This window comes from [Actinomadura] parvosata subsp. kistnae, assembly GCF_900323885.1.
Lineage (GTDB): Bacteria > Actinomycetota > Actinomycetes > Streptosporangiales > Streptosporangiaceae > Nonomuraea > Nonomuraea composti.
Genome location: NZ_OOHJ01000018.1, coordinates 2,032,693 through 2,049,016, shown reverse-complemented (window position 1 = coordinate 2,049,016; position 16,324 = coordinate 2,032,693). Strand labels below are relative to the sequence as shown.

17 protein-coding genes and 2 tRNA genes are annotated in these 16,324 nt (G+C 68.6%); 11 read left to right on the top strand and 8 right to left on the bottom strand.

The features are described 5' to 3' along the window. The first annotated feature begins 37 nt into the window (after positions 1 to 37). Genes KIS93_RS29465 through KIS93_RS29455 form a run of 3 tightly spaced genes read left to right on the top strand, consistent with a single transcriptional unit; the run spans position 38 to position 3,181 of the window. Positions 38 to 901 (top strand): ketose-bisphosphate aldolase, encoded by an 864-nt coding sequence (locus KIS93_RS29465; RefSeq protein WP_080044579.1) that lies wholly within the window; start codon positions 38 to 40, stop codon positions 899 to 901. Position 902: 1 nt separating this feature from the next. Then, entirely contained in the window at positions 903 to 2,234 is a 1,332-nt protein-coding gene (locus KIS93_RS29460; protein ID WP_080044580.1) for an ADP-dependent glucokinase/phosphofructokinase, read from the top strand. Further along, the gene (locus KIS93_RS29455; RefSeq protein ID WP_080044581.1) at positions 2,231 to 3,181 is read left to right on the top strand and encodes a class I mannose-6-phosphate isomerase; all 951 of its coding nucleotides are present in this window, start codon (positions 2,231 to 2,233) and stop codon (positions 3,179 to 3,181) included. Before KIS93_RS29460 ends, KIS93_RS29455 begins: the two co-directional genes overlap by 4 nt. A gap of 8 nt (positions 3,182 to 3,189) precedes the next feature. On the opposite strand, the gene KIS93_RS29450 is transcribed toward KIS93_RS29455, so the two are convergent. Then, positions 3,190 to 3,648 carry a DUF3592 domain-containing protein gene (locus KIS93_RS29450; RefSeq protein ID WP_080044582.1) on the bottom strand — a complete coding sequence of 153 codons (459 nt, stop codon included), beginning with the start codon at positions 3,646 to 3,648 and terminating at the stop codon, positions 3,190 to 3,192. A 69-nt stretch (positions 3,649 to 3,717) separates the two neighbouring features. Here KIS93_RS29450 and KIS93_RS29445 point away from each other — a divergent pair, with 69 nt between their 5' ends. Continuing rightward, entirely contained in the window at positions 3,718 to 4,215 is a 498-nt protein-coding gene (locus KIS93_RS29445) for a hypothetical protein (protein ID WP_080044583.1), read from the top strand. Between the two features lie 82 nt (positions 4,216 to 4,297). On the opposite strand, the gene KIS93_RS29440 is transcribed toward KIS93_RS29445, so the two are convergent. The 3 genes from KIS93_RS29440 to KIS93_RS29430 all read right to left on the bottom strand — a co-directional run bounded on the left by KIS93_RS29440 (position 4,298) and on the right by KIS93_RS29430 (position 6,170). Next, positions 4,298 to 5,194, bottom strand: coding sequence for a hypothetical protein (locus KIS93_RS29440; protein WP_080044584.1), 897 nt, complete (start codon positions 5,192 to 5,194; stop codon positions 4,298 to 4,300). Positions 5,195 to 5,539: 345 nt separating this feature from the next. Further along, entirely contained in the window at positions 5,540 to 5,803 is a 264-nt protein-coding gene (locus KIS93_RS29435; protein ID WP_230465741.1) for a type II toxin-antitoxin system VapC family toxin, read from the bottom strand. A 121-nt stretch (positions 5,804 to 5,924) separates the two neighbouring features. Continuing rightward, positions 5,925 to 6,170, bottom strand: coding sequence for a hypothetical protein (locus KIS93_RS29430; RefSeq protein WP_080044585.1), 246 nt, complete (start codon positions 6,168 to 6,170; stop codon positions 5,925 to 5,927). A 1,808-nt stretch (positions 6,171 to 7,978) separates the two neighbouring features. Between KIS93_RS29430 and KIS93_RS29425 the strand changes: the two genes are divergently transcribed. From KIS93_RS29425 to KIS93_RS29410, 4 genes are all read left to right on the top strand, one after another. Beyond that, positions 7,979 to 8,185, top strand: coding sequence for a cold-shock protein (locus tag KIS93_RS29425; RefSeq protein WP_080044586.1), 207 nt, complete (start codon positions 7,979 to 7,981; stop codon positions 8,183 to 8,185). A 354-nt stretch (positions 8,186 to 8,539) separates the two neighbouring features. After that, positions 8,540 to 9,967, top strand: coding sequence for a DEAD/DEAH box helicase (locus KIS93_RS29420; RefSeq protein WP_080044587.1), 1,428 nt, complete (start codon positions 8,540 to 8,542; stop codon positions 9,965 to 9,967). A gap of 461 nt (positions 9,968 to 10,428) precedes the next feature. Further along, positions 10,429 to 10,830 (top strand): site-specific integrase, encoded by a 402-nt coding sequence (locus tag KIS93_RS29415; protein ID WP_080044589.1) that lies wholly within the window; start codon positions 10,429 to 10,431, stop codon positions 10,828 to 10,830. An 18-nt stretch (positions 10,831 to 10,848) separates the two neighbouring features. Continuing rightward, positions 10,849 to 11,082: a tyrosine-type recombinase/integrase gene (locus KIS93_RS29410; protein WP_080044591.1), complete on the top strand. Its 234-nt coding sequence runs from the start codon at positions 10,849 to 10,851 to the stop codon at positions 11,080 to 11,082. 72 nt (positions 11,083 to 11,154) lie between these two features. Here KIS93_RS29410 and KIS93_RS29405 read toward each other — a convergent pair. Further along, positions 11,155 to 11,230, bottom strand: a tRNA-Lys gene (locus KIS93_RS29405). Positions 11,231 to 11,279: 49 nt separating this feature from the next. Beyond that, the gene (locus KIS93_RS29400) at positions 11,280 to 12,434 is read right to left on the bottom strand and encodes an acyl-CoA dehydrogenase family protein (protein ID WP_080044597.1); all 1,155 of its coding nucleotides are present in this window, start codon (positions 12,432 to 12,434) and stop codon (positions 11,280 to 11,282) included. A gap of 89 nt (positions 12,435 to 12,523) precedes the next feature. On the opposite strand from KIS93_RS29400, the gene KIS93_RS29395 reads away from it, so the two are divergent. Continuing rightward, positions 12,524 to 12,811 (top strand): PspC domain-containing protein, encoded by a 288-nt coding sequence (locus KIS93_RS29395; RefSeq protein ID WP_080044599.1) that lies wholly within the window; start codon positions 12,524 to 12,526, stop codon positions 12,809 to 12,811. A gap of 102 nt (positions 12,812 to 12,913) precedes the next feature. On the opposite strand, the gene KIS93_RS29390 is transcribed toward KIS93_RS29395, so the two are convergent. Both KIS93_RS29390 and KIS93_RS29385 read right to left on the bottom strand, forming a co-directional pair. Next, positions 12,914 to 14,194, bottom strand: coding sequence for an MFS transporter (locus tag KIS93_RS29390; RefSeq protein WP_186404506.1), 1,281 nt, complete (start codon positions 14,192 to 14,194; stop codon positions 12,914 to 12,916). Positions 14,195 to 14,304: 110 nt separating this feature from the next. Continuing rightward, entirely contained in the window at positions 14,305 to 14,655 is a 351-nt protein-coding gene (locus KIS93_RS29385; RefSeq protein WP_206068432.1) for a metallopeptidase family protein, read from the bottom strand. 93 nt (positions 14,656 to 14,748) lie between these two features. Between KIS93_RS29385 and KIS93_RS29380 the strand changes: the two genes are divergently transcribed. Together KIS93_RS29380 and KIS93_RS29375 are read left to right on the top strand one after the other, a co-directional pair. Then, on the top strand, positions 14,749 to 16,251 hold the full coding sequence (locus tag KIS93_RS29380; protein WP_246005378.1) for a metallophosphoesterase family protein: 1,503 nt from the start codon (positions 14,749 to 14,751) through the stop codon (positions 16,249 to 16,251). After that, a tRNA-Glu gene (locus KIS93_RS29375) sits at positions 16,252 to 16,324 on the top strand.

The following is a 16,324-nucleotide window of genomic DNA, read 5'->3' as shown; positions in this document are numbered from 1 at the left end:
ACACATACCCAGCACGCAATAAGGAGACGACACCTACATGCTGACGACCGGCAAGGCGATCCTGGACGTCGCCAACGAACACGGCTTCGCCGTGCCCGCCTTCAACATCAGCGACTGGGCGATGTTCAAGGGCATCGTGGAGATCAGCGAGGAGACGAACGCGCCGCTGATCGTCGGGATCCACCCGGACGAGGTGCGGCACATCGGCCCCGAGATGATCACCGGCATCGCCGAGCGGTCGCACAACTCGAGCGTCCCGATCGCGATCCACTGGGACCACGGCGCCACCTATGAGCAGATCCTCCAGGCGATCCGGTACGGGTTCACCTCCGTGATGATCGACGGGTCGCTGAAGCCGTTCGAGGAGAACATCGCGATCACCAAGAAGGTCACCGACACCGCGCACGTCCTCGGCCTGTCGGTGGAGGGCGAGCTCGGCACGATCGGCGGGAACGACAGCTACGCCGAAGCCGGTGCCGCCGAGATCATCTACACCGACCCCGACGACGCGGTCACGTTCGTCGAGCAGACCGGCGTGGACAGCCTCGCCGTCGCGATCGGCACCTTCCACGGCCTCTACCCGGCCCACCTCAAGCCGGAGCTGAAGCTCGACCTGCTCAAGGAGATCAAGAGCCGGGTGCGGATCCCCCTCGTGCTGCACGGCGGCTCCGGCAACCCGGACGACGAGATCCGCGAGGCGGCGCAGATCGGCATCAACAAGATCAACATCTCCACCGACATCAAGGTCGCCTACCACGACAAGATGCGCGAGGTGCTGGGCGACGACCCGAAGGTGCGCGAGCCGAACGCCATCCAGCCCGCCTGCATCGAGGCCATGAAGGTGGTCGCCGCCGAGAAGATCGAGCTGTTCGGCGCCGCGGGCAAGGGCTCCCTCTACTGACATGGCCGACGCTTCTCGGGTGATCCTGGGGCTGGGCGGCTGCGTCGACCACGAGTTGAAGCTCACCGCCGGCGTCCTGGAACAGCTTGTCGCCGAATACCGCATCGCGGCCGCGGAGCTGACGTCACCGGCCACCGTGACCAGCGAGCGGGACCTCGTGGTGTCGATCCTCGGGTACGTCGCCCGCGGCGGAGGCGGCGAACACTTCGTCGCCGCCGCCCCGGCGCTGCCGGCCTTCGCGAGCCGGTTCCCGTACCGGGAGACCCTCGGCGGCACCTCGGTGCGGGCCGGGATCGTGATGAGCCGGCTCGGCGTGCCGTCCACGCTGCACCTGGTCAGCGTCAACGACACGTTCCGCCGGCTGCTGCCGGCGGACTGCGCGTACGTCAGCAGCGGCGCCGGGGACACCTTCCACCCCCACCTGATCGTCCAGTACGACCAGGGCCTGCGGGTCCGGGCCGGCGACATCGACATCGCCGCGCCGTTCCCGAACCGCCTGATCTACGTCAACGACCCGGCGAACGCCGCCATGCTGCTCACCGGCGACCTCGGCGACCGGCTGAGCGAGGCCGACGTCTTCCTGATCTCCGGGTTCAACGCCATGCGCGACGAGGCGGAGCTCGGTGACCGGCTCACCACCCTGAAGGAGCACATGCGGCGGCTGCCGCCCACGGCGGTGACCTACTTCGAGGACGCGGCCTACCACGAGCCCGCCTTCAGCCGCCGCGTCCGGGACGAACTGCTCGACGTGATCGACGTGTACGGGCTGAACGAGGACGAGCTCCAGTCGTACCTCGGACGGCCGGTCGACCTGCTCTCGGCCGAGGACGTCGCGCGGGCGCTCACGGCGGTGCACCAGCTCATCCCGGTGCCGACGCTGGTGCTGCACACCAAGTACTGGGCCGCGGCGCTCGGCGTGGGCGACTACGCCGGCGCCCTCGACACCGGCACCGTCATGGCCGCCACCCGCTACTGCCACGGCGACACCTTCACCGAGGAGGACGTCGAACGTCTGCGCCGGCTGCCCCGGCGGCCCGAGTCGGTCGCCTTCGCGGCGGCGCTGCGCTCGCGCATGGGGGCGACCGTGGACTGCGTCCCCGGCTTCGCCCTCGACGTCCAGAACCCGACCACCGTCGGGCTCGGCGACACGTTCGTCGGCGGCTTCCTCGCCGAACTGGCCACCATGAAGGGATCGGCTTCCTCACTGAGCGGGGCCATGAAGGGTCCGGCTTCCTCACTGAGTGAGGCCATGAAGGGTCCGGCTTCCTCACTGAGTGAGGCCATGAAGGGACCGGCTTCCTCACCGAATGAGGCCATGAAGGGACACCGATGACCGTCGAGGTGCTACCGGCGAACCAGCCCGAGACCTTCTACCGCGGCGCCGGGCGGATCGCCGCGTTCCGCAACGTGGCGGCGCTGCCCGACCGCCCGGAGGACTGGGTGGGGTCGGTGACCCCCAGGTTCGGGCTCGCCCCGTCCGGGCTGTCCACCCTGGCCGACGGCCGCGTGCTGGCCGAGGCGATCGCCGCGGACCCGCGCTGGTGGCTCGGCCCGGAGCGCACCGACACCGGCGTGCTGGTGAAGCTGCTCGACGCCGGCCAGCGGCTGCCCCTGCACGCGCACCCCGACCGCCGCTTCGCCACCGCGCACCTCGCCTCGCCGTACGGGAAGACCGAGGCGTGGGTGATCGTCTCCGCGCGGCCCGGCGCGTACGTCCATCTGGGTTTCGCCCGCGACGTGGAGGCCGCCGAGCTGGCCGGCTGGGTGGCCGGGCAGCAGACCGAGGCGATGCTCGCCGCCACCAACAAGATCCCGGTCACGTCCGGCGACACGATCCTCTGCCCGGCCGGCCTGCCGCACGCGATCGGCGACGGCATCCTGCTGGTCGAGGTCCAGGAGCCGACCGACTTCTCGGTGCTGCTGGAGTACGAGGGCTTCGGCCTCGACGGCGGCCACCTCGGCCTCGGCTACGACCTGGCCCTGCGGTGCGTCGACCGCCGCGCCTGGACGCCGGCCCGCCTCGCCGACCTGCGCGGCACCCCGGAACGGCTGCTCCCCGAAACCGCGGACGAGTTCTTCACCGCCCGCCGCGTGCGTGGCGGCGAGCGCCTGGACCGCGGCTTCAGCGTGCTGGTCGTGGTGGCCGGACAGGGCCGCCTCCTGGGCGAGAAGGACGACCTGCTGCTGCGGAGGGGAGACACGCTGCTGGTCCCGTACGCGGCGGGCCCGGTCCTGCTGGACGGCCAAGTGGAGGCGATCCGCCTCTCAGCGCCCGCCTGACCAGGCCGTCACCTGGCAGGCGACCGGCGCCCCTTGACGAACAGCACCACACCGACCGGCGTGAACAACACGCCCAGCCCGCCGACGATCAAGGGGGCGAGGAACGCCGGCCAGAACGCCGCGATCACCGCGTCGGAAGGGTCGCCCGGATCGTAGGCGACGGGCACGACGTCACCCTTCTCGTACATCGGCGGATTCGTACCGGTGGAGCTCCGGAACGAGTGGCGCCTGCCGTCGACGCTGAATTCCACGGTCGGATACCACGAGACGCTCTCGCGCGTACGCCCGTGGGAGTCCCGGCTCGTGGAGGTCTTCGCGGTCATCTCGACCACGACGCCGTCGACCCGCTCGGCGGAGCCCAGGAAGCTCGCGGTCGTGACGGCCAGCGTGACGGCGACGGAGACCAGCACGAGCCCGACCACAGCGAAGATCGCCCCGATGATGGTGATGAGTCGCCCGCGCCGCATGGCGACCAGTCTGCCCTAAGGCGGGGAGAACGACCCCGTGGCCGGATGATCGTCGTAGCATGCCGTGCCATGAGCAGACGATCAACGGTCGCGGCCGTCCTCGCCCTGGCCATCCCCGCCGCGCTCGTCCCTGCCCCCGCCCTGGCCGCCCCGAAGACCTACCTCATCAAGAACGACGACCGCTGCCTGACCTACGCCGCGGACCACACCCCGGCCAAACTGGGCTTCCGCGCCCAGGCGAACTACTGCCCGTCCACGACGTTCGACGGTTATCTGTGGAAGCGCACCGCCCGCTCCCAGCTCGCCGTCACGTACCGCGGGCGCACGTACTGCCTGGGCGCCCCCAAGGGCACCGCGGTGCAGGTGGGCCGGTGCAGCGACGACAAACGCCAGCAGTTCACCTTCCCCGTGGTCAAGGAGGGCGTGTGGGACACAGTCGTCCAGATCAGATGGAAGCACCTGCGCGACCTGTGCCTGCACCACAATGTGCGGCGTCCGTGGCAGATCTCCGCGGCGACGTGCGGCCGTTCCGGCAGCGACCAGCACTGGGTCATGGTGCGCCGATGACAGCCCGCTGATCACGACGAGCACGAGCTACTGGAGGGAGCTGGACATGTCCCCCACCAAGGGCTAGATCGCTGATGTGAAATCAGTGGTCGTAGGAGATCAGGGATCGTTTCACTGGCGCGCCAGTGTTCCAGTTGTGCCAGATGGCGGCGTTGAGTGCGAGGATGCGCTGGCTGACCCTGGCCCAGAGGCCGTCGGTGGTACGGGCGTTGTGGCGTTCGAGACCGAGTTGGTTCTTCAGGGTCCAGATGATCGCTTCGATGCGTTGGCGTAGCCAGCCGGGAAAGGGCAGGGCAGGCCCAGGCTCGTCTTGGCGGTTCGGCCGGATCAGCGGGTGGCCCAGGTCAGCGGCGGCTTTCTCGATGCCGGCGCCGGCGAATCCCTTGTCGCACACGATCGGGCATGGTGCGGGCGCGATCTCGGTGACGTGCAGCAGGTGCAGGGCCTGTTTGCGTTCGTCGAGCTCTTTGGGGCAGGCCAGGCTGAAGCCGGTCACCGCGCCGTCGGCGGTGGTGATGAGCATCAGCTTGGCACCCCAATAGAAGGCGTGGTGGGACTTATCCATGCCGTATCCGGCGATTTCGCCCAGGCCGGATCGGTTGACCGTCACGCGCGATGCTCCGCAGCGGATCGGCGTGCCGTCCATCAACCGCAGCGGTTCGTGCCAGGTCGGAACCTGGCGGGCTATCCACGATGCCGCCGCCGACATCTGCGGGCCCAGATCGCGCAGCTGCCGGTTGTAGACGGCCTGGGATGGCAGTCGCGGGAACAGGTGGCCGATCCTGGCCGCTGCAGTTCGTAACCAGTAGCGTTCCTGGTCGCATCGCAGCAGCACCTGCGCCACCGCCACGACCACCGCCTCGGCCGAGGTCAGTACCGGTGGTCGACCTCGTTTGCGAGGCCGTTCCCGCGAAGGCATCACATGATCGTCCAGATAAACGTAGAGTGCCGTCAGAAGGGCGTCCAGCTCAGTCTTCACAAACCGATCTTGGACGCCCTTCGCTGTGCCCGCAGACGATCAGCGAATTTCACATCAACGATCTAGACCACCGTCATCCTCACCAACCAGGACCTGAGCATGAACGCGGCCATCCCCCGCCTCGCGGGTGTGAAGTGGTAGGGCGCCCGGGGCTCGAACCCGGAACCTACGGATTAAAAGTCGCAGTTCTCAATGCCGCACACTACCGAATCGTGTTCTCTTGTGCCGCGATGTCATCGGTTGCCCGCACTCAAAATGTCCGGAAATGCCGCCCAGTGTTATGCCGTATCAGGGGCCGACGAGCATCCGATGAGCAACCACGGGAGGGATGTCATCCTCTTACTGTCAGGGCTGTGCGGGGGTGACGTCGGTGTGCGGGAAGTCCTCGCCTTTGAAGAGCAGGGGCTGGTCGAGGTCTTTGGCGAGAGCGTAGGCGAAGCAGTCGCCCATGTTGAGCTTGGCCTTGGAGTTGTTGCCCTTGCTGTAGGTCTGGTACGCCTGGCGGGCGATCCTGGCCTGATGGGGTGTCACCGGCTCGATGATGAGGCCCATCTCATCAACGAGCGTGTCGAAGGCGTTGCGCATGGCCTCACCACGGTTGTCCGCCACGATGGCCGCTTCGACGTAGTTGACGGCCGAAATACGACATACGTTTGCGCGATGGTGTGAGCGAATGGGATGGCCTCTGGCTCACCGTTGATGACGGCAATGATGGCGCTGGAGTCGATGATCACGCGGGAAGACCCGTGTCCGGATCGTACAGATCATCAACAGACAGTCGGTCTCGACCGAGGTGGGTCCGCATGCCGGCGGCGATGCTCAAGATCCGTTCGGCCCTGCCGGCGGCTTCGGAGCGGCGTTCCAGCGCATCCAGGCGGCGTTCGAGCACTTGAGCGGCGTACTGGGTTTCCTCGGCCAGCCGGATGACCCGGCGGGCGAGGTCATGAATGGGCTCGTGTTCGAGGTCCACGCTCACCGTCGCTCGCCTCCCTCCGTCGCGGCGCTTGAGTTGCACCTCCAGCGTAACTGGTGGCCGAGCTTCACTCTGGTCGATGGCCGGCACCCTTCTGCGGTTTCCGCAAAGTCAGGGATTCTCCCCTGGCGCGATGTCGGCGGCGGCATGCCAGGTTTCCCGGATCTCAGGGCGGAGTCCGCCGCAATCGGCGATCGGCAGTCCATGTTCACGAGCCCACGCCCGCACCTGCGATGCGGTCGGCTGCTGGTCGCTTGGCCGTGCGATCTCTGCTGGTGTCCTTGGCGAGGAAGGGCACGAAGGAGCGTCGGTGGCTGGTGGGTGTTCATCTGAGCCGGACGTTGTGGTGGTGCAGCCAAGGCGGGTGAGGGTGCGGCGCCGCTTGCCATACATGTGCTCGTCCTGCACTGCCCTCGTGGATCCGCCTCTTGGGATGTTAGGAAATCTAGCCCACCTCCGCACCCGCCACATGATCGACGTGAGAGGCGGGCAGGGCCGGGGGCGAGGTGATGGCGATGAGCGAGCACGACCAGGATCAAGATGGAAGTCAAGATCGAGGGTGCGATCAGGGGCGGGGGGATGGGCTGGCGATCGTGGTGTGGCATTCGGCGGTTTGCCCGGTGATGGGCCTGCGGGGTGGGCTGCGCACCACGACCGCCGCCGGCTAGATCCGGGAGGCGGATCACGTCCTGGTCGGCCGGCTCGCCGCAGCGGTGGCGGATCTGTCACGGCTGGCGTTCTGCGACTTTGAAGGCGTGGGCGCGCTGATCGGCGCGGGTGCGCGAGCTCGGCGGTCGACTGGTGCTGGCCGGGGTGCGCGGCTGCTGCACCGCACCGGCCTGGACCGATTCTTCCGGCTGCTTCCGGGCCCGGCGGTGACCGGCGGGGCAGGCCCGCCGGGCGCCGTGCCGAAAGGCTCTGCGCAGCTGGTCGCCGGGTGAACCCCGGCCAGGCCAAGGACCATGGCAGGCGCGGCACAGGTCGTCTTGGCCGGCGGCAGGCCCTACCGGCCCCGGCGCGGGACGAATCTCGACTCGGATCGATGAACCCAGCGAAAACACCGCCACGGCTCCGCACGGAGCGACTCTGGTGATCACTTTCATCATCTTCGGCATCGCGGGCCGTCACGATCCTGGAAATCGCGCTCTGCCTGGTCATGCTTGGCCCGGCCGCCGCCGAGTTCGCCTCGTTCCTGCGTCATCACCCGTCGCGGCGCCGGCGGCGGGCTACGCCAGCTGGCCGCCGGCGCGCGGCACATCTGGCCCGCCCCAAGAACGCCCCCAAGAACGCCGTGGCGGGGTGCTGGGTCGTGCGCTGACCAGCGCCGGGGCTGCTCCGGCTGGAAGGTTCGTCCGTCCTGGCCGCTGCCGCCGGGTACCGCGCCGACCTGCTGGTCTGCTCGGCCGTACAGGCAGGCCGCGCTGGCCGGGACGCTTGCGGGCCCAGAACCGTAAGCCTTTCCCAGCCTGAACAGCGGCCTGTTCGATGAGCTGCAGGACGAGGAGATTGCCTGGCCGAACGGGGTGGCGGTGCGGGCAACGGCGCAGTTGCACCTGGAACATGCGGGTCAAGGCCGCAATGGCGCGCGGATGGTGCCGACGTTGGCGGGGGCATGCGCAGCACGGCGGCACATGTGCTAGATTGGGCTCAGTTGCAGTTGTGGTACCCATAAAGACTTGTGTGCACCTGACGGTATGTAGCCTCAGGTGCATTTTTTGTTTTTCCGGTCATCTCCGGGTGTGGTCCTGCCGCGGCGACGCGGGATCCGTTCGATACGGATTTCGGCTTTGCACCTATCAAAGGAGATCAACATGGCTTCTGGCACCGTGAAGTGGTTCAACGCGGAAAAGGGCTTCGGCTTCATCGAGCAGGACGGCGGCGGCGCCGACGTCTTCGCGCACTACTCCAACATCGTCGCCAACGGCGGCTACCGTGAGCTGCACGAGGGCCAGAAGGTGGCCTTCGACGTCACGCAGGGCCAGAAGGGCCCGCAGGCCGAGAACATCGTTCCCGCCTGACACTGACGCACCACGCAGCCGGGGCCCGCGCCGTAGGGCGCGGACCCGGCGCGTTGCTTTTGTGGCATCCCTCGTGCCGTGATGGCCTCACAACCCGAGAAGCGCAGCGTGGCTGTTCTTCCGCCGCACACCGGATGCACCACCGATGGCTCCGGTTCGGGCACAGGCCCGCTCCAGTCCTACGGCGCGGCAGCACAGCCGCGTTCTTTCGGCGAAAGCCGACCATTTCGACGTACGAACCCAGGCCGTTTCCGCCGGTTCGACTCGTCTTTTCTTCGGCTCGTGCTCGCTGTTCTTGTGCCGCTCATCGCACCGAGAACCACCTGACACGTGCCGCATCGAGGAAGGTTCTGCATGAACCACGCAACTCGCGCGCACGATCGCAACTCTTCGCCCCGGACGGGCGGCTCCGCCCGAAGCAAGGGCGGCCGATTCGGCTCTCGGTCTCAGGGCCGTTCAGGCGCCTCCAGCCGGGGCGGCAACGGGCGGCGTCCTGCTGCGGTCCAGGGAGAGTTCGCGCTCCCGGTCACTGTCACCCCGGCCCTGCCCGCAGCCGCGACGTTCGCTGAGCTGAGCATGCCGCCCGCGGTGCTGAAGGTGCTCACCAGCCTGGGCATGAACGAACCGTTCCCGATCCAGGCGGCCACGCTGCCGAATTCCCTGGCCGGCCGGGACGTTCTGGGGCGGGGGCGCACCGGGTCGGGCAAGACGCTCGCCTTCGGCCTGGCCCTGCTCGTCCGCACCTCCGGACAGCGGGCACAATCACGGCGACCGCTTGCTCTGATCCTCGTCCCCACCAGGGAACTGGCCCAGCAGGTCACCGATGCGCTCACGCCGTACGCCCAAGCACTGAAGCTGCGGCTGGCCACGGTCGTCGGCGGCATGTCGATCGGCCGCCAGGCCCAGGCGCTGCGCAACGGCGCGGAGGTCGTCGTCGCGACCCCGGGGCGGCTCAGGGATCTCATCGAGCGTGGCGAGTGCCGCCTGGACCAGGTCGGCGTCACCGTGCTGGATGAGGCCGACCAGATGGCCGACATGGGCTTCATGCCGCAGATCACCCACCTGCTCGACCAGGTGCGCCCAGGTGGCCAGCGGATGCTGTTCTCCGCCACTTTGGACCGCAACGTCGATCTGCTGGTCCGCCGCTATCTGAACGACCCGGTGGTCCATTCGGTCGACCCCTCGGCGGGCGCGGTCACCACGATGGAACACCACGTGCTGCACGTCCAGGGTGCCGACAAGCAGGCCACCACTGTGGAGATCGCTGCTCGCGACGGCCAGGTGATCATGTTCCTGGACACCAAGCACGCTGTGGACCGGCTCACCGAACAGCTGCTCAACAGCGGAGTGCGCGCCGCCGCGCTGCACGGAGGCAAGTCCCAGCCCCAGCGCACCCGCACCCTCGCGCAGTTCAAGAGCGGCCACGTCACGGCGCTGGTGGCGACCAACGTCGCGGCCCGCGGCATCCACGTCGACAACCTGGACCTCGTCGTCAACGTCGACCCGCCGAGCGACCACAAGGACTACCTGCACCGCGGCGGCCGCACCGCCCGCGCCGGCGAGTCCGGCAGCGTCGTCACCCTGGTGCTGCCCAACCAGCGCCGTGACATGACCCGTTTGATGGCCGACGCCGGTATCGTCCCGCAGACCAGCGAGGTCCGTTCGGGCGAGGCCGAGCTGAGGCGCATCACGGGCGCCCAAGCTCCCTCGGGCGTCCCCGTGACCATCACAGCACCGGTTGCCGGTCGTCGGTCGGGGCGGAACGGCAGACGATTCCGGTAGCAGCCGATGGCCGCTCGCCCAAGGCCAGGTAGTCAAGGCTTTTGGGCTGTTGGCAAGAGCGCCAGGCCGAGAAAGGCGGCGCGGCAGGCCGCCCGCGATCTCGCTCGGTCGCTGGAGGCGGCGCCGGTGACCGGGTACCGCATGGTCGCTCAGTGGTTGCGCTACTGGTTGTCGGTGGTTGTGCAGCGGATCCGGCCGACCGCGGGCTGTCGGGGCGGCACGTCGTGAGAATGTTCTCGGCTGTGGCCCAGCGCCGCACCGCTACGGCAAGCCGATCAGCGCGGCCACCCTGGAAAGGATCCGCGCGACGCTGCGGGCCGCCTTGAACGAAGCCGTCCGGGAAGACGTAATCCGTGACAACCCGGCTCGCGGACTACGGCTACCGTCGCCACGCCACGTCCACCCCCTGGTGTGGACCACGGCGGGTGGCCGCGTGGAGGCGCACTGGTGAGCGCCCCGCCGTGGCGGTGTGGACGGTCGAGCAACCCACCGAGTTCCTCGCCTTCGTCCGTGACGACCGACTATTGGCGCTGTGGTGGCTGATCGCTCTGCGCGGTCTGCGGCGCGCCGAGGTAGCCGGCCTGCGCTGGATCCACCTCGACACCGACCGGCGCGAACGCGCCATCACCTGCCAGCTCGTCCACACCGACCACGGTCTGTTCCCATGCCCGCCGAAGAGCGCCTCCAGCCAGCGTGGGATCGCTCTGGACATCGACACTCTCCGGCTGCTGTACCGCTACGAACGAGTCCAGCGCGGTGGAAGGGGCACCGCTTGGTTGCCGTCAACACCGATGTTCACGCGTGAGAACGGCAGGCAATCGATCCCGACTACCTCAGCTACCGCTTCCACAAACTGGTCCTGACCAGCGGACTTCCCCGGGTTGCGGCTGCACGACCTGAGAGATGGAGCCGCGACGCTGGCCCCGGCAGCGGGAGCGGATCCGCGCGTGGTGCAGGGCATGCTCGGACATGCGAGCATCGTGCTCACCGCCGACACGTACACGTCGGTGCTGCCGCAGCTGTATCACGAGAGCGCCTGGGCCACCGCCCGGCTGGTCCTCAAGGCGGCTCGCAAGACGGCGCGCAAGGTGAACAACGCCCGCCCTCGCAGGTGACTCACATGTGTCCCACCGTGACTCACGATCGGACGACTCGACTACACCATCGCGGGAAACCCCAGGTCGGAGTGGTAGGGCGCCCGGGGCTCGAACCCGGAACCTACGGATTAAAAGTCCGCAGCTCTGCCAATTGAGCTAACGCCCCTCGCACCAGCAAGGGTACAGAGATTACCGCCCTGCCCGCGACGCCTCCATCACCGGTAAGCCGCCATCCCCGTGAGCGCCTCCCCCAGCACCAGTGTGTGGATCTCCTGCGTGCCTTCGTAGGTCAGGACGCTTTCCAGGTTGTTCATGTGCCTGATCACAGGGTACTCCAGCGTGATCCCGTTCCCGCCCAAGATGGTGCGAGCCTGGCGGGCGATGTCGAGGGCGGCGCGGACGTTGGCGAGTTTGCCGAAGCTGATCTGCCGGGGCTCCAGCTTGCCGGCGTCCTTGAGTTCGCCGAGGTGGAGGGCGGTGAGGCCGGCCTGGGCGGTGGCGACGTACATCCAGGCGAGTTTTTCCTGGGTGAGCTGGTACGCGCCGATCGGCTTGCCGAACTGTACGCGGGTCTTGGCGTAGTCGACGGCCGCTTCGAGGCAGGCGCGGGCGGCGCCGACGACGCCCCAGACGATGCCGTAGCGGGCTTCGGACAGGCAGGAGAGGGGGCCGCGCAGGCCGGTGACGCCGGGGAGGGCGGCGGAGGCGGGCAGGCGGACGTCGTCGAAGTAGAGGGAGGAGGTGACGGAGGCCCTCAGGGACATCTTCTTGTGGATCTCAGGGGCGGAGAAGCCGGGGGTGGTGGTGGGGACGACGAAGCCCCTGATGCCGTCGTCGGTCTGCGCCCACACGACGGCGACGTCGGCGACGGAGCCGTTGGTGATCCACATCTTGGAGCCGTTGAGCACCCAGTCGGTGCCGTCCTTCTTGGCGTACGTGCGCATGTTCGCGGGGTCGGAGCCGTGGTCGGGCTCGGTGAGGCCGAAGCAGCCGATGGCCTCGCCGGCGGCCATGCGGGGGAGCCATTCCTCTTTCTGCTCGTCGGAGCCGTACCGCCAGATGGGGAACATGGCGAGCGAGCCCTGCACGGAGACGAAGGAGCGCAGGCCGGAGTCGCCGGCTTCGAGCTCGCGGCAGGCGACCCCGTACGAGACGGCGTCGGTGCCGGCGCAGCCGTACCCCTGGAGGTGCATGCCGAGCAGGCCGAGCGAGCCGAGCGCGGGCGCGAGGTCGCGGGCGGGGAAGACGGCTTCCTCGAACCAGTCGCCCACGTGGGGCAGGACGCGGTCGGCGACGAAGGACCTGACGGTGTCGCGGATGAGCCGCTGGTCAGGGTTGAGTTTGTCGTCCAGGCGCAGCAGGTCGTCCATGGTGGTCCTCTCGTGCAAGGGGGACTACCAGGGTTCTACCAGGGGCAATCCTGATGTGCGAACACCGGGCCGCCGGGCAGTCTTGAGGCATGAGCGAATACAACGTCAAGAAGCTGCGTCGCACTCACAAGGGCCGGATCATCGCGGGCGTCTGCTCGGGCGTCGGCGAGTACGTGGGGATCGACGCCAACCTGGTGCGGATCGGTCTGGCGATCGCGACGCTGTTCGGCGGGGCGGGCGTCGCGCTGTACGCGATCGGCTGGCTCCTGATGCCGGACGAGGAGCACGACACCTCGATCGTCCAGGACATCATCAACAAGCAGCAGGCCAAGTCCACCTCGACCGACTGGAGCGGCGAGCAGAAGCCGCAGCAGTGATCAGGCGGTGGTCTCGGCAGGCATGCGGGCGCTCCCGCCCAGAAGCCGCAGCAGTGATCGGGTGGTGGTCCGGGCGCTCCCGTTCAGGAGCCGCGGCGGCGATCAGGCGGTGGCCTCGGCGGGCATGCGGGCGCCCTCGTCACGGGACTCGGTCCAGATCAGGGCCAGTACGGCCGCGCTGATCACCCCGGCGACCCCCGCCAGCGCGACCACCGGCTCGGGGCCGAGTCTCTCAGCCGCGAACCCGCCCACGATGATGCCGATGCCCTGCACGGCCATCAGCCCCGACTGCACGAGGCCGAACGCCTGCGCGCGACGTTCGGCCGGTACGTACTGGACGAAGGCGGCGTTGGCCGCGAGCTGGTACGCCCCGCCGATGCCCGACAGCACCCATGCCGCCAGCACCACGGCCAGCGGCGGGCGCAACGCGGTGACGACGAGGGGCGCGCAGCTCAGGACGGCCATCCAGCCCATGAGCCGCAGCCGCCGCGGCGCCGGCACGAACCTGCTGAACAGGAACGCCCCGACGACGGTGCCGGCCGGCATGGCCGCCATGAGCAGCCCGGTGATCACGGGGACGGGCAGCGATCCGTCGGCGAGCCTGGCCGCGTACGGGGCGGCGATGCCTTCGGGCAGGATGTAGAACCCGCACAGCCAGGCGAACAGCACCAGCGTGCGCAGCTTGCGCGAGCCGAACACGAGCCGGGCGCCGCCCGCGGTCATCGACCACATGGAGGGCTTGGACGCGCCCGCGCTGGCGGGCCGGCGGCGGACGCCGGAGGCGAGGATCAGCGCCGATCCGAGGAACGTCGCGGCGTCGAGGGCGAGCGCGCGGTACGGGCCCATGGTGGCGATCAGCGCTCCGCCGGTGGCGAACCCGAGCATCTGCACGCCCTGGTTGGTCATGTTCTGCAGCGCCGAGCCGATGACGTACGCGTCACCTTCGAGCACTTCGGGCAGCAGCGCCGCCCGCGCGGCCGAGAAGGGCGCGCTGAGCAGCACGACCAGGAAGACGAGCGCGCACAGCGCCCAGAACGGCACGCCCGGCACCGCCATCGTGCCGACCAGCGCGGCCCGGACGAGGTCGCAGGCCAGCATGACGCCCCTGCGGGCGAACCGGTCGGCGAGCCCGGCCAGCAGCGGCCCGCCGGCGATGGAGGGCAGGTACGTCAACGCGTACACCGCGGCGGTGGCCAGCGGCGAGCCGGTGCGGTCGTAGACGAGGACGGCGAGCGCCACCTGGGCGAGCTGGTCGCCGAGGAGCGACAGGCACTGGCCGTACCAGAGCGCCCGGAACTCCCTGATGGCGATGACTTCCCGATATGTGACTTGTCGTGCTTCTCCGGCACGGCGATGCCGTCCCGGCGGCCGTCGCGCCCGCATGGCCCCCACTGGACTCCGCTGTGCCTGACTCAGGGTGCTCGCTATGTCACCTAAGGTGCCCGACGAGCAGGGGAGACCGCAACCGAAAGCAGCCAACCAAAAGCAAAGGGTTACCAGCCCAATTCGTGAAGGCGGGCGTCGTCGATGCCGAAGTGATGGCCGACCTCATGCACGACCGTGATGCGGACCTCGTCGATCACCTGTTCCTCGGTATCGCAAATTTCACATATCGGATTGCGGTAGATCTCGATCCGGTCGGGCAGAACTGCTGAGTACCAGTCGCCGCGTTCGGTGAGGGGGACACCGGTGTACAAGCCGAGCAGGTGGGGCTCGGGCGGGTCATCGACGACCGTGACGACGACATTGCTCATGGCACGCGTGAGGTCCGGCGGAATCGTGTCCAGGGCCTCGGCCACGAGCTCCTCGAACTTCTCCCGCGATACCTCAATCACGCCTGCCATTCTGCCCCGCTCGACAGGTAAGCAAGAAACCGTATGAAGTTCGTGCACAGGTCAAAGGCCATCCTTCGATCGCGTGCTGCGAGGCTGGCGGCGGTGCTCGCCGTGGCCGCCGTGGGCGCCTGGCTCGGGATCTTCCTCAGCGGCACCGTACGCGCCCAGGTCGGCCCGGTGGAGACCGGCATGTCGCTGCGCCCCGCCTGGGACGGCGAGACCGTCGTGGACGCCAGCCCCCTCGGCACGCTCACGTTCCAGACCCACAGCGCCCCGCTCCGGCTGCGCATCACGCTCGAGAACATCGACCAGGAACGCGCCAAGTCCTTCCTCGAAGACCCGCGCCTGGCCGAGCGCCTGCCGGCCGTGATCGAGGAGGACCTCCTCGACGGCGTGCGCGCCCTCGTGATCCGCTCACTGCTCTGTGCGGGCGCCGGAGCGCTCGTCGCGGTCCTCATGGTCTTCCGGCGCCCGAGAACGGCTCTGGTGGGCCTTCTGGCGGCTTCTGTGGCCCTGGCCGCCACCGGAGCCCTGGCGGCGCTCACGTTCCGCCCCAGCTCGCTCGTGGAGCCGCGCTACTCGGGCCTGGTCGCCGCCGCCCCGTCCCTCGTCGGCAGCGCCGAGTCGATCGTCACGCGCTTCGAGTCGTACCGCTCCCAGCTCACCAAACTCGTCACGAACGTCTCCAAGCTGTACGACACGGTCTCCACCCTGCCCCTGTACGACGCCGACCCCAAGACCATCCGCGTCCTGCACGTCTCCGACATCCACCTCAACCCCATCGCCTGGAACGTCATCCGCTCCCTCAAGGACCAGTTCGCCGTGGACCTCATCGTCGACACGGGCGACATCTCCGACCACGGGTCCAAGGCGGAGAACAAGTTCGTCGACGAGATCTCCGGGCTCAAGGTCCCGTACGTGTTCGTGCGCGGCAACCACGACTCGATCACCACGCAGAAGGCCGTCGAGAAGCAGAAGAACGCGATCGTCCTGGACGACACCTCCAAGGAGGTCGCCGGCCTGACCATCTACGGCCTCGGCGACCCCCGCTTCACCCCCGACAAGTCCGTGGCCGTCGACTCCGACCCGGCCGCGCTCGCCGACTTCGGCCGCGCCCACCTGCCCAAGGTCGGCAAGGCCGACCTGATCGCCGTCCACGACGGCGAGGTCGGCAACGGCTTCTCCGGCGCCGCCCCCATGATCCTGGCCGGCCACACGCACGAACGCCGCACCACCGTCTTCCCCACCGGCACCCGCATGCTCATCCAGGGCTCCACCGGCGGCGCCGGCCTGCGCGCCCTCGAACACGCCCAGCCCACCCCCGTCCAGGCCTCCGTCCTGTACTTCGACAGAGAGACAAAACGCCTGCGGGCATGGGACGACATCACGCTCGGCGGCCTCGGAGAGCAGTCGGTGTACATCCAGCGTCACGTGGAGCCCGACCCGCAACGTATGATTTCCCCGGAGCCAACGAACGCCCCGTCGCCAACGGGATCGATCACTGGCACCCCCGCCTCGCCGGCCGCCGGTCCGCCACTTTGGCATCAAGGGCAATCGTCCCCTATGCTTCAGAGGTCCCCGACGGAAGGCGACAGGGAAACCTAAGCCCCCATCGTCTAGCGGCCTAGGACACCGCCCTTTCAAGGCGGCGGCACGGGTTCGAATCCCGTTGGGGGCA